Below are 22,128 nucleotides of genomic sequence, written 5' to 3' on the forward strand. Positions count from 1 at the left end.
GAGGTAACTTATGTTTTATGCACAAGGCCCGGAAGATTTGTTGTCCGTGGCGCAGGCGCTAGATCTGTCAGGGCATGATTTCATGCAAGGTATTTTGGATGGGCATCACCCTGCCCCTCCAATCGGCAAAACGCTGAATTATAAATTGCACGCAGTCGGAGATGGAACGATCACCTTTCGCGGAGCGCCGCTTTTTGATCATTGCAACCCGATGGGGACGGTTCATGGTGGCTGGTATGGAACCCTATTAGACAGTGCGATGGCCTGTGCTGTGATGACCAAAGTCCCCAAGGGCAGCATCTATACAACCTTGGAATACAAGATAAACATCCTTCGTTCGATCCCCCTTGGTATGGAGGTCGATACCTTTGGCATCACCGATCACTCGGGCCGCTCAACAGGGGTCGCGCATGGCGAAATAAGAGGTGTTGAAGACGGCAAGCTTTATGCAACAGGCTCGACAACCTGCATCATAATGCAGATGCCAAAACAAAAAACCTAGGCACGCCGCATGCCGAAAAGGCGTTGTTTCAACCGATTGGTAAGGCCTTTGCTGCGCTTTGGCGGCTGGCGTTGTTCGCGCGAAAAGACGGAGTGATGCAGGCGCTCGCAGGTGCCGCTCACGATTGTGCGACGTTTGCGCAAAAGGAAGAGTTTGCCAAAACTGCGCCATGTGCCAACAGAGGCGGCACGCGGGTTTTGCTCAAAGCGCGAACGCCAATTATCAGGCAAGACAAGCCCACAGCTTTCCATCCGCTCAAGCATCCAAACCAGCGGAATATTTGCGAGCGGACGCGCGGCTTCAAATCCGCCAAGCTGTCCACCGACATCGCCATGCGTTCCGGGAAACCAGACTTGTTCGATGCGACCCTGCCAATCGTCGGGACAGGTCCACAGAACGGGTTCATAGGTATTTCGCGTTTCGTCGCGCGCGAGAGCGTGAAATCCGTGTTTGATCGAGCGCCCTAGGTCGTGGTTATGAAAATCGTGATTAGGCGCGCTCCAGCGCCAAAGAACGGGCAAGCCGACGCCCAGCGCTTTCACTGTGTCCCAAACGCCGACCATTTCAATCGGCGCAGCGTCGTGGCAGCACTCATTTGCGAATTCCGCCAATTCATTATTCTGATCGCCGCATTCATAAATCCGATAGATTGTTCTTATTTTTTGTTCTTCTGCATGTTCAGGCTTTAGCAAACCCACCTGATCAATCACGCCTGCAAGCGAGCGAGCAACAAAGGCCCCACGTGAGTAGCCAAGCAGAAAAATGCGGTCGCCAGTGCGGTAACGCGATGCCAAAAACCCATAGGCACGGCGAATTTGACGATTGATCCCGCGCCCCATCATCACGTCAGGTGCAGATCGCAACCCACGCCATTGTACTCCTGCTTCATAGTAAAGCGACAAATCTGGCGAGGCTTCGCAGAGCAGCTTGTACGCCCGCCCCGCATTTGTTTCATATCCTTCGTCCAAAGAGGACATTGTGCCATCAAGGACCACGACATGAGTTTGCGCCTCACGTGCTTGACTGCGTGGGGTTTGACGGCGACGCCGCAGCGCGCCCGTCAGCCAGAGGGATATGCGTTTGCTAAGCCCCACTCGCCCCCTCTTTCAGCATTTGCCAAACCCGGTGTGGCGTGTAGGGCATGTCAGAGCGCTTAACGCCGCGCGGGGCAAGCGCATCTTGCATCGCGTTGGCAACAGCGGCCATAGACCCAACGGTCCCTGCTTCGCCGCATCCTTTCATGCCCATGATATTTGCCGTGGATGGCACCGCCTCAGTTGTGAATTTTATCATAGGAAGATCATCTGCGCGCGGCATTGCATAGTCCATAAAACTTGCCGTGAGCAACTGGCCATCCTCGTCATGCACGACTTGCTCCATCAGCGCTTGACCTAGGCCCTGCGCAACGCCGCCGTGGACTTGGCCCTCGGCCAGCATCGGGTTGATAAGATTTCCGAAGTCATCAACGACGGTATAGCGATCAACGCGCGCGACACCTGTTTCTGGGTCAATCTCAACCTCTGCAACATGGCCGCCATTCGGGAAAGAACGCGCTGGCAATTTTGCGGTCGCCTCATGCGTAAGAAGATCTTCGCGCCCTTCGCTGCGCGCAAGCGCCGCCGCTTCGAGCATTGTGTAGCTTTCATTCGAGCCTTCACTGCGAAATGCTTCGTCATCAAACATGACTTCTGCCTCCTCAACGCCCATCTTGGCCGCTAAGAATGGCGTAAATGAGGCAACAATAACCTCTACAGTCGCCAATGTTGCGTTATTCTGAACAGTGACAGAGCGCGACCCGCCTGTGCCGCCGCCCTTGGCTATGCGATCGCTGTCACCTTGCACGACGTCGATTATATCAGCCGGAATACCCGTTTGATCCGACAGGAACTTGGCATAGACCGTTTCGTGACCTTGCCCGTTGCTTTGCGTGCCGACATAGATGCTCACTGTGCCGTCCTCATTAAACTCAACCTTCGCGTTTTCCGAAGGATCGCCCAAAATGCTTTCGATATAGTAACAAAGACCCATGCCGCGCAGCATACCCTTAGCTTCGGAGGCGTTGCGCCGCGCCTCAAAGCCCGCGCGGTCTGCAAATGTTTCTAGACGCGAAAGAACACGCGGAAAGTCCCCCACATCATAGATTTCATTGGCCGAGGATTTGTAGGGGAAGGCTTCGGGCGCAATAAAGTTGCGTCGCCGTAGCTCCCAAGGGTCGACGCCAATTTCGCGAGCCGCGTAATCCATTGCGCGCTCGATCAAGTAAATCGCTTCGGGGCGGCCCGCACCACGATAGGCATCAACCTGAGTCGTGTTGGTATAAATGCCCTCGACTCGCAGATAAGTCTCCTGAATGTCATAAACGCTTGGAAAGACACGGCTGAACAGCATCGTCTGAATGGCTTGGCCGAACTGCGAGTTATACGCACCAAGGTTAAAGCGTGAATGCACTTTGTACCCAACGAGCTTGTTGCTGTCGTCAAATCCCATCTCGACCGAGCAGGTCAAATCCCGCCCCCCATGATCAGAGAGCATCGCCTCGGTCCGCTCTGACATCCAGCGCACAGCTCGCTTTAGCTTGCGCGCGGCAACAGCGCAGACGATGTATTCAGGATAGGTCATCGACTTCATCCCGAATCCGCCGCCCACATCAGGATTGGTAACGCGCACCTGCTCGGGGTCGAGGTGCATCATATCAGCAAGATGCCCTTTTGCCCCCCAAACCCCTTGCCCGTTAAAGGCCAGATGAACGCGGTCATCTTCCCATTCAGCAAAGCAGCCACGTGGCTCCATCGAATTAACGATGATGCGATTATCACCGATTTCAAAGTTGAACCGCTTTGTCGCCTTTGCCATTGCTGCATCTGCGACGCCTTCGTCACCCATTTCCCAATCAAGCGCGATATTGTCTGGCGCGTCCTCATGGATCGCAGGGCCGCCAGCACATAAATCCATGTGTGTGTCCAAATCTTCATAGTCAAAGTCGATCAGTTCGGCAGCATCGCGCGCCTGAGACAGTGTTTCAGCAAACACCATAGCAACCGCTTCGCCCACAAAACGTACCCTGTCTGTCGCAAGAACAGGGCGCACAGGATTTGCCCCCATTGATCCATCGCGATTTTTCATAGTCGTGGCGGCCATGGCAATATCGACGCCCTCGGCCAGTAAATCCTGTGCAGTAAGAACCAAATGCACACCTTCTGCCGCGCGTGCTTCGCTCACATCCAAAGTTGTAATATCCGCATGTGCGACAGACGAGCGAAGAACAAAACCATGCAGCGCATTCTGGGGTGCAATATCGTCTACATAACGGCCTTCACCTGTCAGAAACCTTACATCCTCGGTGCGTTTCACCGATTGGCTCTTGCCGAATTTATCCATGTTACGCTCCATGCGATTTGCGTTGATCCGAAAGTTAACCCTAAGCGTAACCGCAACAATGTCCAGATTGCCTTTTCCTTTGCCCACGCTTTGTTTATCAGAAGCCCAACACCACATTCGACGCACAGATACGAAGCAAGGACGCCCGAGCCATGGCTATGGAAAAGAATTTCGACGCAAGCACCGCTGAGACCCGCCTTTATGAGGCATGGGAAAAGGCAGGTTGCTTTAAAGCTGGCGCTAACGCCAAGCCTGAGGCCTCTTCTTTCTGCATCATGATCCCGCCCCCCAATGTGACGGGCGTTTTGCACATGGGTCATGCGTTTAACAACACGCTTCAGGATATCCTGATCCGTTGGAAGCGCATGCAGGGCTTCGACACGCTCTGGCAGCCGGGCACCGATCACGCTGGCATCGCAACGCAGATGGTGGTTGAGCGCAAACTGGCCGAAACCCAGCAGCCTTCGCGCGTTGAGCTGGGACGTGAGAAGTTCCTTGAAAAGGTCTGGGATTGGAAAGCAGAAAGCGGCGGCACCATCGTCAACCAGCTCAAGCGCCTTGGCGCGACGTGTGATTGGGATCGCGAAGCCTTCACCATGTCTGGCGCACCCGGCGCCCCTGCTGACGTGGCTGGCGGCAACTTCCATGACGCTGTAATTAAGGTCTTTGTTGAGATGTACAACAAGGGTCTCATCTACCGCGGCAAGCGTCTAGTGAACTGGGACCCCCATTTTGAAACGGCGATTTCCGATCTGGAAGTCGAGAATATCGAAGTTGCGGGTCACATGTGGCACTTCAAATACCCGCTCGCGGGTGGCGCGACCTATACCTACGTTGAGAAAGACGAAGACGGCAACGTCACGCTGGAGGAAGAGCGCGACTACATCTCTATCGCCACAACGCGCCCCGAAACGATGCTCGGCGATGGCGCTGTTGCGGTGCACCCAAGCGATGAGCGTTACGCTCCTATCGTTGGCAAGCTCTGTGAAATTCCGGTTGGCCCGAAAGAGCACCGCCGCCTGATCCCGATCATCACGGATGACTATCCTGATCAAGGACTTCGGCTCTGGCGCGGTTAAGATCACGGGCGCGCATGATTTCAATGACTACCAAGTTGCCAAGCGCGGCGGCATTCCGATGTATAATCTCATGGACACCAAGGCCGCGATGCGCAGCGACGGTAAGCCCTACGCTGAAGAAGCGGCCATTGCCCAAGCGATTGCCAATGGCGAGCAAGAGTTCGACGAGGCGATGATCGCTGCGATGAACCTTGTGCCTGATGAGTACCGCGGCATGGATCGTTTCGAGGCACGCAAGAAGGTTGTTGCGGATATCTCTGCCGAGGGCCTCGCCGTGATGCATGACGTCACCACCAAGGTGAAGGATGAGGACGGCAACGAGAGCGAGGTCGTCGAGACGGTTCCATATGTCGAGAACAAACCGATCATGCAGCCCTTCGGCGATCGCTCCAAAGTGGTGATCGAGCCGATGCTGACCGATCAATGGTTCGTTGAGACCTCGAAGATTGTAGAGCCTGCATTGGAAGCTGTGCGTTCTGGCAAGACCCGCATCATGCCCGAGAGCGACAAGAAGGTGTATTTCCACTGGCTGGAAAACATCGAGCCTTGGTGCATTTCCCGTCAGCTTTGGTGGGGGCATCAGGTGCCGGTTTGGTTCGACAGCGAAGACAACCAATATTGCGCATCAACTGAAGCTGAAGCGCAGGCAATGGCGGGCGACGGCGTTGAACTGCGCCGCGACCCAGACGTGCTCGATACATGGTTCTCCTCTGGCCTCTGGCCCATCGGCACGCTTGGATGGCCCGAGCAGACGGATGAACTCGCGAAATACTTCCCAACCTCGACCCTTGTGACGGGCCAAGACATCCTGTTCTTCTGGGTCGCGCGCATGATGATGATGCAGCTTGCTGTCGTCGACGAAATCCCGTTCGATACGGTTTACCTGCATGGCCTTGTGCGCGATGCCAAGGGCAAGAAGATGTCCAAATCCACGGGTAACGTGGTGGACCCGCTCGAAATCATCGACGAATTCGGCGCGGACGCTTTGCGTTTCACCAATGCCTCCATGGCGTCCTTGGGCGGTGTGCTGAAGCTCGACACACAGCGCATCGCGGGCTATCGCAATTTCGGCACCAAGCTCTGGAACGCTTGCCGCTTTGCGGAGATGTATGACGTCTACACCGAGGGTGCATCTGAGCGCCCTGAAAACCCGCAAGCCACTGTGAACAAATGGATCGTCGGCGAGACAGCCAAAGCACGCGAAGCGGTAGATGAAGCGCTTGAAGCATACCGTTTCAACGACGCAGCCTCTGCGCTCTACTCCTTCGTTTGGGGCACAGTCTGCGATTGGTACGTCGAATTCGCCAAGCCGCTCTTGCAAAGCGATGATGACGCGGCGGCCAAGCTGGAAACCCAAAGCACCATGCGCTGGGTCTTGGATCAATGTATGATCCTGCTGCACCCGATCATGCCGTTTGTGACCGAGGAACTTTGGGGCACATTGTCCGAGCGCCAGAAGATGCTGATCCACGCGGATTGGCCAACCTATACAGCGGCTGACCTTGTGGACAGCGCGGCGGACGCTGAAATGAACTGGGCGATCAATGCGATTGAAGCGGTGCGTTCAACGCGCGCACAAATGCATGTGCCTGCGGGATTGAAAGTGCCTGTTGTTGCCTCCGAGATGTCAGAGGCGGCGCGCACAGCATGGGACAACAACGAGACTTTGATCAAGCGCCTTGGCCGTATCGACAGCCTCACGGATGTGGACGACTTCCCGAAGGGCTGCGCAACTGTTCCGCTTGAGGGTGCAACGCTTGGCTTGCCATTGGCTGACATCATCGACGTGGATGAAGAAAAAGCGCGTTTGGAAAAGACACTCACCAAGCTGGCCAAAGAGCTTGGCGGTTTGCGCGGGCGTTTGAAGAACCCAAAATTTGCGGCGTCTGCCCCACCCGAGGTGGTTGAGGAAACTCAAGCGAACCTTGCACTTCGTGAAGAAGAAGAAGCCAAGCTGAAAGACGCTTTGGCGCGTTTGGCGGAGCTTGGATGATGAATGAAGCGATGCGTGATCTGGTAGAACGCCAGATCGCCAAAGCGCGCGAAGACGGTCAAATGGACGGTTTGGCAGGGGAAGGAAAGCCCCTGCCAGATCGCGACCCAACGCTTGATCCTGCTATGGAGAGCAGCTTCAAGATTATGGCCGAGGCTGGCGTCCTGCCTGAAGAGATAGCGTTGAAAAAACAACTCGCGGCAAAGCGAGCGGCTTACACTTCTGAAAGCGACGATACCAAGCGCAAAGCATTGATGCGCGAGCTCGCTGACCTTGAAATGCGGTATAACATCAGCATGGATGCACGCCGCAAGTTTTTGAGGTGATCAAAACGTCCTTCGGCGAAGAAATTTGAAAAACATCGCAGAGGTTTTTTGGCCGTTCAGAATTTTCGCAGAAAATTCTGAACCCTATTTAAAAACAGGCACCCTTTTTTGAACATTCGCCATTACCGCTTCCATTTGATCTGGCTGTCCCATCAATGAGGCCTGTGCGCGAGACTCCTCTAACAGGACAGCCTCCGCATCATTCTTCAGCGCAAAATTGATCAGCGCCTTTCCAGCGCGCAAAGCGGACGGGCTTTTGCTCGCCATCACCCGTGCGAGTTCCATGGCGCGCTCAAGTGGGGCATCATTCACCTCTGTCGCTAGGCCGTAGCCAAGCGCGTCCGAGCCAGTAAATTCTTCGCCTGTGTGCGTTAGTCGTCGCAGCACATCAGAGCGCATCAAAGAAGGCCAGAGCACCATGCCTCCCATGTCAGGCACAAGGCCCCATTTCATTTCCAAAATCGACATACGTGTATCTGGCGCTGCAATTCGGATATCCGCGCCCGAAGCGATTTGCATCCCTGCCCCAAAGCAAACGCCCTGCAGCGCTGCAATCACAGGCATCTCTAGCTGGTTCCACACCATGCTAACATGTTGGTAATCATTTGACGGACCATGAGTGCGCGGCATCATCAATTCCATCGGATCACCGCCAGCAAGCGCGGCAAAGCTGGCAACGTCCAAGCCGGCGCAGAATGCATCCCCCTGCCCTGACAGAACAACAACGCGCACATCTTTTCGACCGCGCAGTGCTTCGCCTGCTTCGATGATACCCGCGACCATATCGGGGTCGACTGCGTTCATCTTGTCTGGGCGTGAAAGCTCTACGTGGGCAATGTGTTCTTTGATCGTTGTCGTGACGCGCGGCATCAGCTGGCTCCTATTCTCATTTCACAAAACCTCTCTCATGCAGATGGCAAAGAAAAGGGAAACGTTAGGGCACTGATGGGATCTGCCGCTTAGGGAACAAGCCGTTCGACCGCTCGCATCATGCCGAGTGATTTATCATAGACAAGCGTCAAAATGCGCCGCCCACTGGTTTTTGTAGCAATTTGCGGCAATGCGCGAACTGAACCCGCCGCAACCGCACTTGCGATAAAGCCTCTTCTCGTCAATTTCATCTTCCACCCTCCACAGTTGAGAATGATTCTCAAATAGGCACCCCAAGGCTTCATTTCAACCTTGCCCGACTTTTGCGGAACCTCTAACCATTCCACTATGACATACCCTCGTTATACCGCCCTCGCCCAAACCTTGCCTGCATCCGTGCCCTTTGTCGGCCCCGAAGCTCAGGAACGTTCCCGCGGCGCTGCGTTTGAGGCGCGGCTTGGCGCGAATGAAAACGGCTTTGGTCCCTCCCCAAAGGTGCTTGAAGCGATCAAAAGCCATGCGCATGAAGCATGGATGTATGGCGAGCCGGAAAGTCACGATCTTCGGGCGGCCTTAGCCACGCACCACGGCATCAAGATGGACAACATTGTTGTTGGTGAAGGCGTTGATTGCTTACTTGGGTATCTCGTGCGGCTGATCGTTGGCCAAAACGATGCGGTTGTGACGTCTGATGGCGCTTACCCAACATTTAATTACCATGTCGCTGGATACGGCGGCTCATTGCATAAAGTCCCCTACAAAGACGACTTTGAAGATACTGATGCGCTGCTCGACAAAGCGCGCGAGGTCGGGGCCAATCTGGTCTATATCGCCAATCCAGACAATCCAATGGGCACGTTGCACGACGCGAAAACCATTGAAAACATGGCTGCAAACCTGCCCGAAGGCTGCCTTTTGGTGCTTGATGAAGCCTATATCGATCTTGCTCCCAGCACTGCGATCCCTACTTTGCCGATAGAGCACCCTGGCGTTATTCGAATGCGGACGTTCTCGAAAGGGTACGGGCTTGCTGGCATGCGTGTTGGCTATGCGATAGGGGCATCCGAATTGATCCGTTCATTCGAGAAAATCCGCAACCATTTTGGTATGAACCGGTTAGCACAGATCGCGGCGCTTGCCGCTTTGGCGGATCAGGACGGCTTGCAGACCATTCAATCGCAAGTGACCGCTTCGAAAAAACGGATTGCGGAAATTGCGCGCGACAACGGCCTTACGAGCCTGCCCTCAGCCACCAACTTTGTCGCGATAGATTGCGGACAAGACGGGGACTTTGCCCGCGCTGTTTTGGCGGAACTGATTGCGATGGGGGTATTCGTACGCATGCCATTTGTTGCGCCGCAAGACAGGTGTATTCGCGTGAGTTGTGGACCGGAAAAGGAAATGGCGATCTTTGCAAAAGCGCTTCCAAATGCGCTGAAAGCTGCGCGCGCCGTCTAACGCGCGAAAAATTTACCTGACTTTTATCTTCATTGCGTTAGCCTGCTGTTATCCAAGCAAAAGGATCAGCATGTGACTAACAATCGCGGAAGAGTTGAAAACTATACCAATACTTGCCTCGTTATGGGGCTGATCAATCTGATGTGGATCATGATCGCGCTCTGGGCATGGAAAGGCTTTTTCGCCGCACTGATGCTCGGAGCTGCGATTTATTATTCGATAAATTGGCTCGATATGCGCCTTGCACGTACGCGTTAACGAAACTTAGACGCCCGACACGCATTTCGCGGCGGCGTCCAACGCGCCTGCACCATAGGGCAGCTTCAACGCATCAAAGCCAGCTTGAATGCTCGCCAAAGTGCCGAGCACCATATGCGTATTCACATGCCCCATATGCCCGATGCGGATAAACCCGTCTCCCAAGGGATCATTTGGCTCTGACATGCCAAGTCCAATCCCCAAGGTCACGCCCGCCTTATGTTCGCTCCAACGGCGCAAATCCGTGCCATGCGGCGCACCGAGGCGCAGCGCAGTTACAGCATGAGAGCGATGCGCAGGCTCCGCGACGTTCATTGTTAAAGGACCGCCCTGCCCCCAAGCCTCGCAAGCCGCCCAGACTGCGCTTGCAAGCGTTTCGTGACGTGCCCAAACCGCTTCGATCCCTTCATCTTGGATAATGTCTAACGCAGCGCGCAAGCCATAGAGCATATGGGTCGGCGCAGTGCCGCCAAAGTACTGAAAGAAGACTTCAGGGGCCGCGCGCGGCACCCAATCCCAATACAGGCTCACGCGCTCCATATTGGCGCGCACGCGAACCGCGCGGTCATTGAAGAACACAAAGCCAAGGCCCGGTGTCACCATCAGCCCCTTTTGCGATGCTGTTACCATCACATCGACGCCCCAAGCATCCATTTCGAAACGATCGCAGCCTAGGGATGCGATGCAATCCACCATCAAGAGCGCAGGGTGTCCGGCAGCGTCCAAAGCGGCGCGCACGTCGGCGATGTTGTTCTTTATTGATGTGGAAGTATCTACATGCACCGCCAGAACTGCTTTTATTTTCTGATCCTTGTCGGCGCGAAGGCGTGCTTCAATCGCGCTTGCATCCATCGGAGTTTTTAGCCCGAACTCCATCACCTCAACCTCAGCGCCAAGGCCCGTCGCCATTTCCCCCCATCCATGGCAAAAACGCCCTGTTGATGGGACAAGAACCAGATCCCCCTCGGTGATCACATTGCTGAGCGCCGCTTCCCAGGCCGCATGCCCATTGCCCATGTATATGGCCACATTGTGCTTGGTACGTGCCACGCTGCGCAAATCAACGATCAGACCTGCGGTCATATCAACAAGCTCGCCCTCATAGATATTAGGCGATGCGCGATGCATCGCGCGCAAAACTTCATCTGGCACGACAGATGGGCCTGGAATTGCAAGGTAAGAGCGACCGTTTGCGAGAGACATGAGCGACATTCCTATGGGTGTTTTGCCGACACTAGCCCCGCGCAGGGCGCCGTCAACCACTGCCGCAGACTTGCGCCGCAACGTCCATAGGTTTACATGCCACCCGCAGCCCCAATTGGCAGGACCGCCTAATGTTTAAGAACCTCGCAAAGAAAATCAGTGATGCGGAGCGCAAGTGGCGTTACTCCTTTGGCAATGACATCACCGATCCGGTCGAGCGCCGTAAATCTGTTTGGCATTTCAATTTGTTCGATCATTCGTTCCTGCGCATTTTTTGGACAAATTTCTATCCTGTATCCGACGGAGTTTGGCGCTCGAACCAACCGACGCATAAACGGTTCATGAAATACCGCGACATGGGGATCAAATCCGTGATCAATCTGCGCGGTACGGACCCGCGCGCGCACTATTTGTTCGAAGAAGAGAGCTGCCGTTTGCTTGGCCTCAAGTTGCACAATTCAAAACTCCACGCACGCAACGCCGTGCCAAGGGAGAGAATTGTAGCGGTGATTGATCTCATGCGCACAGTGCAACGCCCTTTCATGTTCCACTGTAAATCAGGTGCCGACCGCGCGGGATTTAGCGCTGCGATGTATCAAATGATCTTTGATGGCGTGCCTGTGCAAAAAGCACGCGAACAACTCTCGATAAAGTTCATTCACCTGAAATGGTCCAAAACAGGTGTTCAAGACTATATCCTAGATGTCTTTGAAGCCCGTCAAGCCAAGGGCAGCATAGATTTTGAAACGTGGATTCGCACAGAATACGACAACGACAAAATCCAAGAGGGCTTTGACAGCAAAACCCCAGCGGCGCAGATTGCCTGATATGGCATCAACCGATCATTCTTCGCGCACCCTGCTTGGCTGGCTTTGGCGCCGCTACCTCAGTCGCCATCTTTGGATGCTCTTGCTCGCCACGTTCTTCATGGCCCTCGAGGGCTCGATGCTTGGCCTGCTGTCCTGGATGATGAAGCCGATGTTCGATCTCGTCTTCCTCGCAGGCGATGAATCTGCGCTTTGGTGGGTTGGCTTGGTTATCCTCGGCATTTTTCTGGTGCGCGCAGGCGCTTCGGTCATTCAAAAGGTCATTCTGACCCGCATTTCCCAACAATCTGAAGCAGATATCCGAAGTGATCTGCTTTCGCATCTGATGCGCCTTGATGTGAGCTTCCATCAATTGAATGCGCCTGGCACTTTGCTGCAACGTGTTGTTGGCGACGTGAGCGCGGTCTCCCGTGTCTGGAACGCGATTATCACCGGCGCAGGCCGTGACCTTGTGGCGGTGTTTGTTCTATTTGGTGTCGCCATGAGCATTGATTGGCGCTGGACAATCGTGGCGCTGCTTGGCGTGCCCATCTTGGTCATGCCCTCCCTCGTCGCGCAGCGTTTTGTGCGCCGGCATTCGCGCACAGCCCATCAAGTCGCCGCGCAGCAATCTGGTCGCCTTGATGAAGTGTTTCACGGAATTGTTCCCGTTAAGCTGAACCGTCTTGAGGACTATCAAGAGCGTCACTATGGAAAACTCAACAAAGAGAAAGTCGAAATCGAGGTCAAAACCTCACTCGGCAAAGCCACGATCCCCGGCCTCATTGATGCGATGTCAGGTGTCGGCTTTCTGGGGGTATTGATTTACGGCGGCGGCGAAATCATTTCCGGTGAAAAGACGGTCGGCGAATTTATGGCCTTTTTCACTGCGCTCGGTTTTGTTTTTGAACCTATGCGCCGCCTTGGCACGATTACAGGAATCTGGGAGGCAGCAGCCGCCGGGATCGAGCGCGTGATGGAATTGCTGGCACTGCAACCTGTTCACAAGACCCCAGCAAACCCTGTCCCGGCTCCGACGCACACCCCCGACATAAGCTTGCAAGATGTCAATCTGAGCTACGGCGACACGCCCGTCTTGCAAGGTATGACGTTCACAGCCAAGGCTGGCAAAACAACAGCGCTCGTTGGCCCATCAGGGGCAGGCAAATCAACGATATTTAACGTGTTAACCCGCCTCACTGACCCACAAAGCGGTCAGGCTTTGATCGGCGGCATTCCCGTTACGGACATGGCACTCACCGATCTGCGCGATCTCTTCTCTGTTGTTTCGCAAGACGCGCTGCTTTTTGATGAAACCCTAAGAGAGAACATTCTGCTCGGGCGCGAAGACGTTAGCCAAGAGCAGCTGCAAACCGCTTTGGACGCTGCGCATGTTTCAGACTTTCTTGAGCAATTGCCAAACGGTCTTGATTCAGCTGTAGGCCCGCGCGGTTCCGCCTTATCAGGAGGGCAACGCCAACGTGTCGCGATTGCCCGCGCACTTCTGCGCGACACCCCTATCCTGTTGCTTGATGAGGCAACCTCTGCCCTTGATGCGCGATCCGAGGCTATGGTCCAAGACGCGCTTGAGCGCTTGTCACAGGGGCGAACGACCCTTGTGATCGCTCATCGCCTCTCAACAATTCGAAACGCGGATCAGATTCTGGTGATGGAGGAAGGCAAGGTCATCGAAACAGGCACCCATGATAGCCTCCTGGCACAGAATAACGCCTACGCTGCGCTCCACCGTTTGCAAGCAAAAGCATAATATCGCGAATATCGCGGATTGAGACAATCCAGTCCTTAAGGCCTGCGATACGCTGCGGCGAGCGTCTCCACTGGCACACCGAAGAAATATCGCGCTAAGGTCCACAAATTGCGCCCGCCGCGAACGAGCCACCCTTGATTAATGTATTTCTCGGCGCTGGTCAGCGCGACTGCATCCAGTCCAATCAATTGCCCCCAGAGCGCGCGTGCAATTGCAACGTCTTCCATCAACGGTTGATCCAAGTAACCACCGACCTCATCGTATAAGGCACGTGAAATCAACAATCCCTGATCACCATAAGGCAATTGAAACAAACGCGAGCGCAGGTTTGCCCACCTCTCAACATATCTCGCGCCCAAACCTTTGGCATCGAACGCCAACCTGAAATACCCCGCTGCATTTCCTATCAAATGCTGCTTTACCGCCTCGCTCCACCGCGCTTGCAGCTGCGTATCCGCATGTAATATCAGCAGCCATTCCCCCTTTGCCGCCACGCAGCCGCGCATCAATTGCCCCCCGCGCGAGGCCGGACCGCTCACCCATGTCGCGCCAATTTCATCTGCAATTACCTGTGTTGCATCACAAGAGCCGCCATCGCTCACGATGACCTCGCGAATAAGTCCGGCTTCGACGCCTTCCATCAATGCCGCGGCGCAGCCAACCAAAGCTGCCTCACTGTTCAAAACGGGTATCACCACAGAAATCGGCGCGCGCATCGCTCTGCCCCTTCTCACTTTGCCTCGCTCAGCCTATATCAGCCTCATGCCCTAAAGGGAGAGCAAAATGACAGACCTTCAAACACGACGCTTGCTTCGGATATCTGGTTCAGATGCACGCGACTTCCTGCAAGGTCTCATCACCAATGATGTGGCGAAGCTGGACAATGGCTTGGTCTATGCCGCCATGCTTACCCCGCAAGGGAAATACCTTGCCGACTTTTTTTTGGTTCCTGATGGCGATGCGATCTTGCTCGACACCGATGGCGATCAAACTGACTCCTTGGCAAAACGGCTCACGATGTACAAATTGCGCGCCGATGTAACGATAGAAGAAGACGCGCGCACCGTCACACGCGGCATTGGTGCCACGCCAGAAGGCGCCTTCACCGACCCGCGCGCACAGGCGCTTGGCTGGCGCGCTTATGACGGCACGCCAGGGGATGACACCAATTGGACTGCGCTCAACGTAGACCACGCAATCCCGAGCGCGGGGATTGAGCTTGGCGCGGACAGCTTCATTCTTGAAATGGGCTTCGAGCGCCTGCATGGCGTCGATTTCAAAAAGGGCTGCTATGTCGGTCAAGAAGTCACGGCCCGTATGAAACACAAAACAGACCTGCGAAAAGGCCTCGCACAAATTCAAATTTCTGGCAGCGCTCCAATCGGAACTGAGATTTCAGACGAACGCGGCAAGCCCGCAGGCACACTTTACAGCCAAGCAAACGGCCATGCCCTAGCCTACCTGCGCTTTGATCGCGCGAAAGGCACGCTAAACGCAAAAGACGCGCAGATCACCTACGCGCCTTAAATTCTTTGGTCCCAAAATATCTCGGGGGAGGCTTGGCAACGCCAAGTCGGGGGCAGCGCCCCATACAACCGCGTTAGCGGCATGTAGAGCGCGCGCGAAGCGCGCTCACTTTGCTCACGCGCGTTCGGAGTAGTCCATCGTATCAGTATTCACAACGATGCTCTCGTCTTGGCCAACAAACGGCGGAACCATAATCTTCACACCATTCTCCAAAATCGCAGGCTTAAAGCTGTTCGCAGCTGTTTGACCTTTTACAACTGGCTCCGTCTCGGCAATCTTGCAAATTACTTTCTGAGGGATTTTAGCATTCAGCGCTTCTTCCTCGTGCATTTCCACAACAATGGTCATGCCATCTTGCAAGAACGGGCGACGATCCCCCAAAAGCTCGGCAGGTAGCTCGATTTGCTCATAGGTTTCTGTATCCATGAACACCAACATTCCATCACTCTCATAAAGGAACTGTTGGTCTTTTTGCTCCAGGCGAACTTTCTCGACCTTATCGGCGCTGCGAAAGCGTTCATTAAGCTTGGATCCGTTCCGCAGGTTGCGCAGCTCGACCTGTGCAAAGGCGCCGCCCTTGCCGGGTTTCACATGGTCTACCTTCACCGCGGCCCATAATCCATCGTTGTGTTCCAGAACATTTCCGGGGCGAATTTCGTTTCCGTTTATCTTGGGCATATGTGTCAAAACCATGTCAAAAGGTTGATGAAATCTTGAAGCACCCTATATCTTGAGGGCAACCACCGCGCAAGATCACTATATGTCGTGCTGCGTTTGCAGCGTGATATGCAATGAGCGCATGCCTGCTATGCAAATACGGGCTATCCGAATCGGTCTACATGGGTCATAAGCCCCCTCACGCCGGAAAGACAAGAGCAAGAATAAGGGTCGAATATGAGAGATTTCGTTGATGGCACTGCCTACAACTCTGAGCAGGGCAATCGCGCACGCAAGCTTTTTGCTGCCGTAGTCCTTGCAGCGCTCGATGATGCGATCGCCGACGATAAGAAATATGGAAACGGTCCAGAGCAAATCGCTCGCTGGGCACGTTCACGTGATGGTCGTGAAGTTCTATCCTGTGCAGGGATTGATCCAAACGAACGTGTGGTCGCTGGCCTCATGGATTTCGTTTCCAAAGGTGTTCGTACATCCGTTGCGCTGTCTCGTGAAGAATCAGAGCGCCGCAATGCCGCTCAACAGGCTGAAGCTGCTTAAAACATCAGCTTAGCCAAACTAAGAAAACAACTTAAACGCCCCCGATCTGCTCTCGGGGGCGTTTTTTATTGCGCCTATGTCTTACATAAACAAAAGCCAGCTGCGAATAACCATCGCTTCCAAACCGACCAAAACAAGCGCCAATATTCGCATCGACCATCCAGGGAAGCGACGGATCAACACCCCAGCGCAAATCAGAACCATGAGGCCTTCCAGCGGGGCAACCCACGCCGCATGGTGCAAATTATCCCAATAGCTCACGGGGCTTTCAAACACCCAATTGCTCGCAGGCCAAAAATGCGGCCTGCCATCATCGTGATGAAGCGGGAAATCCAAAGCAATATGCACAAGGCCCGCCCCTGCGAACGCCACGCCTGCTTGCGCTTTCCACCAAAGCGCAAAGGCCAGAACGAGCCCCCAAAGTAAGAACGAATTATCAATCGCGAAGACCGTTTGCCATGTAGATGAATAGTAGAGTTGCCCGAACACGACCTCTGGCGGAATTCTCAAGACCGCCAACGAAACGCCTGCCATTACATAGAGGGAAATATCGGGCATCAAGGCCCCTGCGGCCGCCGCGACCGAAACCCGCGCGTTGTCTTTACGCGAAAACAACGCCAATCCCAAAATCAAATGCGCTGGAGTGTTCATCGCTCTTTCCTCGCCGCCACCTGCTTTATATGTGTGGTCCAAGCAGAGAGGGCTGTCCATGACCAAGGCGATAATGATTCAAGGAGCGGGCTCAAACGTGGGCAAATCCATGCTTGTTGCAGGCATCGCACGCGCTTTTTCAAATCGTGGACTTCGCGTCGCCCCTTTCAAGCCCCAGAATATGTCCAACAATGCCGCCGTTACCGAAGATGGCGGCGAAATCGGCCGCGCTCAGGCGTTGCAAGCGCTCGCGTCGCGCCGCGCTGCCCATACGGACATGAACCCCGTTCTTCTCAAGCCAGAGACCGACACAGGCGCGCAGGTCATTGTGCAAGGCAAACGCTGGGACACATTGCGCGCGCGCGACTACGCCAAGGCCAAGCCAAAGCTGATGAGCGCGGTTCTGAAGAGCTTTTCCCGGCTCGCAAAAACGGCGGATCTCATCGTTGTAGAAGGCGCAGGCAGCCCAGCCGAGATCAATTTGCGCCGCGGCGACATCGCGAATATGGGCTTTGCCGAAGCTGCTGGTGTTCCTGTCGTTTTGACTGGCGACATCGATAGAGGCGGCGTCATCGCTCAGTTGGTTGGAACTCAAACAATCCTGCCCAAGTGCGATGCGGATCGCATCAAGGCTTTTTGTATTAATAAGTTCCGCGGCGATGTGAGCCTGTTTGATGAGGGCCTCACCGCGATTACCCAGCACACCGGTTGGCCTTCGCTCGGTGTTGTTCCTTGGTTTGAAGATGCGTGGCGCCTGCCAGCAGAGGACGTGATGGATATCGCTTCGTCCAAGGGGGGAAGTTACAAAATAGCTGTGCCGCGCCTTGCCCGAATTGCAAATTTTGACGACCTCGATCCCTTGTCAGCAGAGCCAGATGTCAGCGTCGAGATCATAGAGGCTGGCCGCCCCCTGCCCGGCGACGCCGATCTCGTGTTGATCCCCGGTTCAAAGGCAACAATCGCGGACCTTGCCTTTTTCCGCACCCAAGGCTGGGATACGGACCTGCAAGCCCATGTCCGGCGCGGCGGGCGCGTTTTGGGGATTTGCGGTGGCTATCAGATGCTTGGCCGCGAAATCAGCGACCCGCTTGGGATCGAGGGCAAAGCATGCACAGTTGAAGGCTTGGGCCTGCTTGATATTCGCACCGAGATGGGGCCGCAAAAACGCCTGACACTCTCGCGAGCGCGGTATTTGCCAACGAACGACCCTGTTGAGGGTTACGAAATTCACATTGGCCAAACGAGCGGTCCTGACTGCGACAATGCTTGGCTTTCAATTGACGGACGCCGTGAAGGCGCTGCGAATAGCACTGGCCAGATCATGGGGTGTTACTTGCATGGTCTGTTTAGTGCCGATGCGTTTCGTTCAAGTTTCCTTGGCAAAAACGCCTCAAGCTCCGTCAACTATTCCGCCGATCTGGACGCGGTTCTGGACAAGTTGGCAGAGCATATGGAGCAGCATCTCGACTTGGATTTGCTGCTCTCCCTTGCAGATCCCGTAGCAGGCTAGTCCAATTCGTTCGCAGCTAGGGCGCGATAAATCTCGCGGCGTACCAGCTTGCGAACATTGCGGGTGATCCGTTCACCCAATGGGCCTTGAAGTTCTTGGCGCACGATCTCAGCAACCATATCGCGCAGCGCGTCTTCATCAAGAACCGAAGCAGTTTCGTCGGCATCAAGCAATGTTTCGGATACGTTGGCTTCTAGATCAGCCTGTGCGGAATTCACCGCCTCTGAATGAGCGCGTTGGAATGCAATCGACGCATCGTCAAACGCCGCGCTTTGAGAGGGCTCTTCCGGATCAGGAATTGCGCTATCGTTCGCTTTTGCTCTTGGAGCTTCGGTATCAACCCAAGGCAATGCAGCACCAAATCGGGCAGCATTGCCGCCGTCTTCGGCACCATCAGGTTCGAAATCTGTTTCGGATTTTCCAATGAGCGTTTCAAGCGCTGCGATCTTGTCCTCAATCGTAAGAGGCTCATCCGATTGCTCGTCTTGCTCATCCGCCTGTTCAACGGCGTTGTTTTCATCAGAGGCGTGTTCATCGGCCGTTTCAACATCGGGTGTCTCAACCTCTGCTGCGTCGTCCTGTGCCTCTTCAACGAGCGCCAATTCCTCTTCAGAAGGCTGGTCCTGACGGTCTTCGCGCGGCTCATCTATTTCTTCAGCGTGATCATCAGAGCGATCCAAGGCTTCCTCAGACGGCTCGCGCTCACTCTCGCCCGCGTCGCCCTCGGCGTCGAGCTGCGCCTGCTCATCTTGATCGCCGCTTTCATCGCGTTGCGACTCAGGTGACAGAATCAGCGCCTCTTGCACGACAGTGTCCTCGGGGGCTTTCGCTTCCTCTGGCTCGCTCTCATCGAGCTGTTCAGGCGCAGGCTCTTCAACACGCAGAGCTTCTGTCAAAACCAAAGCAGGCACGGCTTTGGAGGCTGTCTGCTGCACGTCCTCGACGACATTTTCACCTGTATTTTCAACAGGTTGCGGAGGAACTTCAGAATGGAAGGCGACATCATCCTTTTCACGCGAAGGCGCGCGCGCTTCGTCAGACACAAGTCGACGAATTGAAGACAATACATCCTCGATTTCAATATTGGTTACTGGATCTGCCATAATCTACACCACTCTACCCTCGCGGCAAGATACCCGTCGAAACGGATTCTCACAACAGATAGAACAAATTAGCAGTAGATTTGCATGTCGCTATGGCAAATTTATGCTGCCAGCCAGTTTCAGCTACTGCTTGCCCAATGAGCGAAGCACACGATTAAGCTTTTCGCCTTGAATGCTGCGGGCCGGCGCGTCCTTTACGAGATTGTAATACTCTGTTGGATCAAACTGCTGAACAGGCAGGTTCAAATGCTTAGCCGTAAGCAAGCCCATCGCCGCAAGTGCAGAATAGGCAGCAATGAATTCATCCGTTTGAACATCAATCAAAGCTGATCGTGCATCCAGTAATTCCTGCTCCGCATTTAGCACATCGAGCGTCGTGCGCGAACCAACATTTGCTTCTTCGCGCACACCACGAAAGGCAACTTGGGCCGCCCTGATTTGTCTCTCGCTGGCTTCACGGGACGCAGCGGACACACGCATCTGCGCAAACGCATTTCCGACGTTTTGTTCAATCAGGTGACGGGTGACGTGCAAGCCGGATCGCGTCGCATCACGCCGCGCCATTGCTTGACGGTGCAGGGCTGACAACCGGCCACCCTGATAAATCGGGACATTTGCCTGAAGCGATATAGACCCGCCATTTGTGCTGGTGTTCGCTGTGGGCGTTTCTGTTCGATATAGCCTCGTGTTCAAACTTACACTGCCGTTCATCGCGGCATCAGCGCGCATGACATTCAGATCCGCAGCTGACACATCGTGCTGTATGGCAAGCATGTCGGGATGATTGCGCACGGCAATTGACTTGGCCTTTTCAACCGAGCTTGCCGTTTTAGGCAAGCCTCTTGGCGACTTTAAGTTGCCGGGTTTGCGCCCGATAGCTGCGCGGTATTCTTCTTGCGCCGAAATCAGGCCGCCCTCAGCCGATGCCAAAAACGAGCGCGCAGAGGCAAGCCGCGCCTCTGCGAGCGCCACATCTGTTCGCGTCACTTCACCGACTTCAAAGCGATCCCGCGCAGCGCGCAGTTCTTGGCTGATCAATCGCACATTGCTTTGGCGCAGCGCCACAGTTTCAATTGCACGGCGCACGTTTACGTAAGCCTCAATGGCGCGCAAAAGAACAGATTGCTCGACCGCAAGCAGGCTTGCCCGGGTTGAAAGCACAGTCTCTTTGGCAACTTCGATAGCGATCTTCGATTGACCGCCGTCAAACAGAAGCAAGTCCATCGAAATTCCGATTGTCGCGGTGGTGCTATTATTCTCTGACAAACCACCCGTCACACGGTTGGTGTTGCGCGCAAAATTCCGCGAGATCGAACCTGTGTAGCTAATAATCGGGCGCAGCGCAGACATCGCGATGGCAACATCTTCATCCGCCGCCCGTAGAAGCGCGCGGTTCTGCTCGAGCAGACCGGAATGGTTAAAAGCACTTATCAGCGCATCAGACAGCGTCTCAGCCTGACTCGCAGTTGCGCTAAAAAGCGTCAGGCCAATGGCTGCGATCAGCCCTTTAGATCGCGTTTTCAAACCGCTTTTCATACTCAATCCCCACAAAAGTGCGCCCTATAGTGAGCGTTACTTAGTTTTTCCTTTAACGCGCGACAAAGCAGCTTCCGTCGCGTGAAATCAATTAAAGCGCAAATTCACGCGCTTTTTCAAAACCCGGCATCACAGGAGCACTCGCATTAAACGCAAGGCGCCAATTTATCCGACCATCAATTTTGTGACCGACGCGCATTTCACCCAATGCGCCGCTCATAAAGAGCGCAGCAATGCGCCCCCCTTCTTTGAGTTGCGCCAATATCTCTGTGGGGATCGTTTCAACGCCGCCTTCGATCGCAATCACGTCATAAGGACCATGCTCGGCAACTCCGGCCGCCAGATCGCCAGCCTGTACAATCACATTATCTGCCCCGGCATCGCTTAGCGCAGCTTGTGTTTCTTCCGATAGTGCATCGTCCGATTCGAGCGCGACGACGACTTCGGCGATTTGAGCCATCAGAGCCGCCGAATACCCAAGGCCAGAGCCGATATCGAGAACCAACTCGTCATTTTGCAAATTGAGTGCATCGAGCATTTTTCCCATGGTGCGCGGCTCAAACAGGACTCTGCTGTTGGCCAAGGGAATATTGCCATCAACATAAGCCGCTTCACGGCGATCGCGCGGCACGAAGTTTTCACGCGGCACGCTAAGCATGGCATCTATGACAGGGAATTTGGTAACATCAGAGGGGCGGACCTGCGTATCCACCATCATAACGCGTCGGGCATTGAAATCAGACATGGGCTAAACTCGCTCGTTCAGAATCCTTTCCCCAGTCTTGCCATATAGCGCGCGCCCCCACAACGCCCCCAGCATCCAAGATTTACTAAGATTTCTCGTCTTAAGACCCTTGCAGCAGTTTCGCAGATCAGCTATCTGCCCTGCATCACTGGCTGGCGAGTTGGTAGAGTGGTTATGCAGCGGATTGCAAATCCGTGTAC

The 22,128-nt window shown here is 54.7% G+C and carries 20 protein-coding genes and 1 pseudogene; 10 read left to right on the forward strand and 11 right to left on the reverse strand.

The genetic code is table 11. The annotated features are described in order from the left end of the window. Nucleotides 1-10: 10 nt before the first annotated feature. Nucleotides 11-502: a PaaI family thioesterase gene (locus ACRBCU_RS10620; RefSeq protein ID WP_431365356.1), complete on the forward strand. Its 492-nt coding sequence runs from the start codon at nucleotides 11-13 to the stop codon at nucleotides 500-502. On the opposite strand, the gene ACRBCU_RS10625 is transcribed toward ACRBCU_RS10620, so the two are convergent. Further along, nucleotides 499-1,596, reverse strand: coding sequence for a DUF2235 domain-containing protein (locus ACRBCU_RS10625; protein ID WP_431365357.1), 1,098 nt, complete (start codon nucleotides 1,594-1,596; stop codon nucleotides 499-501). The genes ACRBCU_RS10620 and ACRBCU_RS10625 overlap by 4 nt on opposite strands. Beyond that, the gene (locus tag ACRBCU_RS10630; RefSeq protein ID WP_431365358.1) at nucleotides 1,586-3,880 is read right to left on the reverse strand and encodes a xanthine dehydrogenase family protein molybdopterin-binding subunit; all 2,295 of its coding nucleotides are present in this window, start codon (nucleotides 3,878-3,880) and stop codon (nucleotides 1,586-1,588) included. The genes ACRBCU_RS10625 and ACRBCU_RS10630 overlap by 11 nt, the downstream gene beginning before the upstream one ends. 152 nt (nucleotides 3,881-4,032) lie before the next feature. Between ACRBCU_RS10630 and ACRBCU_RS10635 the strand changes: the two are divergent. Together ACRBCU_RS10635 and ACRBCU_RS10640 are read left to right on the forward strand one after the other, a co-directional pair. Then, nucleotides 4,033-6,952: pseudogene (locus ACRBCU_RS10635) on the forward strand (valine--tRNA ligase). Then, complete coding sequence (locus ACRBCU_RS10640) at nucleotides 6,952-7,278, forward strand: DUF1992 domain-containing protein (protein ID WP_431365433.1); 327 nt, start codon at nucleotides 6,952-6,954, stop codon at nucleotides 7,276-7,278. Before ACRBCU_RS10635 ends, ACRBCU_RS10640 begins: the two are co-directional and overlap by 1 nt. Nucleotides 7,279-7,362: 84 nt before the next feature. On the opposite strand, the gene ACRBCU_RS10645 is transcribed toward ACRBCU_RS10640, so the two are convergent. Together ACRBCU_RS10645 and ACRBCU_RS10650 are read right to left on the reverse strand one after the other, a co-directional pair. Beyond that, nucleotides 7,363-8,148, reverse strand: a complete 786-nt coding sequence (locus tag ACRBCU_RS10645; protein ID WP_431365359.1) for a crotonase/enoyl-CoA hydratase family protein — start codon at nucleotides 8,146-8,148, stop codon at nucleotides 7,363-7,365. A gap of 89 nt (nucleotides 8,149-8,237) precedes the next feature. Then, nucleotides 8,238-8,399 (reverse strand): Tat pathway signal protein, encoded by a 162-nt coding sequence (locus ACRBCU_RS10650; protein WP_431365360.1) that lies wholly within the window; start codon nucleotides 8,397-8,399, stop codon nucleotides 8,238-8,240. Between the two features lie 97 nt (nucleotides 8,400-8,496). On the opposite strand from ACRBCU_RS10650, the gene ACRBCU_RS10655 reads away from it, so the two are divergent. Beyond that, nucleotides 8,497-9,606 (forward strand): pyridoxal phosphate-dependent aminotransferase, encoded by a 1,110-nt coding sequence (locus ACRBCU_RS10655; protein ID WP_431365361.1) that lies wholly within the window; start codon nucleotides 8,497-8,499, stop codon nucleotides 9,604-9,606. A 72-nt stretch (nucleotides 9,607-9,678) separates the two neighbouring features. After that, on the forward strand, nucleotides 9,679-9,864 hold the full coding sequence (locus tag ACRBCU_RS10660; protein WP_431365362.1) for a hypothetical protein: 186 nt from the start codon (nucleotides 9,679-9,681) through the stop codon (nucleotides 9,862-9,864). Nucleotides 9,865-9,870: 6 nt separating this feature from the next. Here ACRBCU_RS10660 and ACRBCU_RS10665 read toward each other — a convergent pair whose 3' ends face one another. After that, nucleotides 9,871-11,067 carry a pyridoxal-phosphate-dependent aminotransferase family protein gene (locus tag ACRBCU_RS10665; protein ID WP_431365363.1) on the reverse strand — a complete coding sequence of 399 codons (1,197 nt, stop codon included), beginning with the start codon at nucleotides 11,065-11,067 and terminating at the stop codon, nucleotides 9,871-9,873. A 131-nt stretch (nucleotides 11,068-11,198) separates the two neighbouring features. On the opposite strand from ACRBCU_RS10665, the gene ACRBCU_RS10670 reads away from it, so the two are divergent. After that, the gene (locus ACRBCU_RS10670) at nucleotides 11,199-11,894 is read left to right on the forward strand and encodes a tyrosine-protein phosphatase (protein WP_431365364.1); all 696 of its coding nucleotides are present in this window, start codon (nucleotides 11,199-11,201) and stop codon (nucleotides 11,892-11,894) included. 1 nt (nucleotide 11,895) lies between these two features. Continuing rightward, nucleotides 11,896-13,641, forward strand: coding sequence for an ABC transporter ATP-binding protein (locus tag ACRBCU_RS10675; protein WP_431365365.1), 1,746 nt, complete (start codon nucleotides 11,896-11,898; stop codon nucleotides 13,639-13,641). 35 nt (nucleotides 13,642-13,676) lie between these two features. On the opposite strand, the gene ACRBCU_RS10680 is transcribed toward ACRBCU_RS10675, so the two are convergent. Then, a complete protein-coding gene (locus ACRBCU_RS10680; protein ID WP_431365366.1) occupies nucleotides 13,677-14,357 on the reverse strand; it encodes a TIGR04283 family arsenosugar biosynthesis glycosyltransferase in 681 nt (226 codons plus the stop codon). Between the two features lie 67 nt (nucleotides 14,358-14,424). Here ACRBCU_RS10680 and ACRBCU_RS10685 point away from each other — a divergent pair, with 67 nt between their 5' ends. After that, entirely contained in the window at nucleotides 14,425-15,168 is a 744-nt protein-coding gene (locus tag ACRBCU_RS10685; protein ID WP_431365367.1) for a YgfZ/GcvT domain-containing protein, read from the forward strand. Between the two features lie 114 nt (nucleotides 15,169-15,282). Here the strand turns inward: ACRBCU_RS10685 and efp are convergent, their stop codons facing one another. Then, complete coding sequence (gene efp / locus ACRBCU_RS10690) at nucleotides 15,283-15,846, reverse strand: elongation factor P (protein ID WP_431365368.1); 564 nt, start codon at nucleotides 15,844-15,846, stop codon at nucleotides 15,283-15,285. Nucleotides 15,847-16,062: 216 nt separating this feature from the next. Between efp and ACRBCU_RS10695 the strand changes: the two genes are divergently transcribed. Beyond that, nucleotides 16,063-16,383: a DUF6280 family protein gene (locus ACRBCU_RS10695; protein WP_009828663.1), complete on the forward strand. Its 321-nt coding sequence runs from the start codon at nucleotides 16,063-16,065 to the stop codon at nucleotides 16,381-16,383. Between the two features lie 81 nt (nucleotides 16,384-16,464). On the opposite strand, the gene ACRBCU_RS10700 is transcribed toward ACRBCU_RS10695, so the two are convergent. Then, nucleotides 16,465-17,034, reverse strand: coding sequence for a cobalamin biosynthesis protein CobQ (locus ACRBCU_RS10700; RefSeq protein WP_431365369.1), 570 nt, complete (start codon nucleotides 17,032-17,034; stop codon nucleotides 16,465-16,467). Between the two features lie 58 nt (nucleotides 17,035-17,092). Between ACRBCU_RS10700 and ACRBCU_RS10705 the strand changes: the two genes are divergently transcribed. Further along, nucleotides 17,093-18,544, forward strand: a complete 1,452-nt coding sequence (locus ACRBCU_RS10705) for a cobyric acid synthase (RefSeq protein ID WP_431365370.1) — start codon at nucleotides 17,093-17,095, stop codon at nucleotides 18,542-18,544. Here the strand turns inward: ACRBCU_RS10705 and ACRBCU_RS10710 are convergent. From ACRBCU_RS10710 to ACRBCU_RS10720, 3 genes are all read right to left on the reverse strand, one after another. Beyond that, nucleotides 18,541-19,647: a hypothetical protein gene (locus tag ACRBCU_RS10710; RefSeq protein WP_431365371.1), complete on the reverse strand. Its 1,107-nt coding sequence runs from the start codon at nucleotides 19,645-19,647 to the stop codon at nucleotides 18,541-18,543. The two genes, ACRBCU_RS10705 and ACRBCU_RS10710, sit on opposite strands and share 4 nt — an antisense overlap. 123 nt (nucleotides 19,648-19,770) lie before the next feature. After that, nucleotides 19,771-21,183 carry a TolC family outer membrane protein gene (locus ACRBCU_RS10715; protein ID WP_431365372.1) on the reverse strand — a complete coding sequence of 471 codons (1,413 nt, stop codon included), beginning with the start codon at nucleotides 21,181-21,183 and terminating at the stop codon, nucleotides 19,771-19,773. A gap of 91 nt (nucleotides 21,184-21,274) precedes the next feature. Beyond that, nucleotides 21,275-21,928: a protein-L-isoaspartate O-methyltransferase family protein gene (locus ACRBCU_RS10720; protein WP_431365373.1), complete on the reverse strand. Its 654-nt coding sequence runs from the start codon at nucleotides 21,926-21,928 to the stop codon at nucleotides 21,275-21,277. Nucleotides 21,929-22,128: the final 200 nt, after the last annotated feature.

This window comes from Planktotalea sp., from assembly GCF_050633725.1.
Lineage (GTDB): Bacteria > Pseudomonadota > Alphaproteobacteria > Rhodobacterales > Rhodobacteraceae > Planktotalea.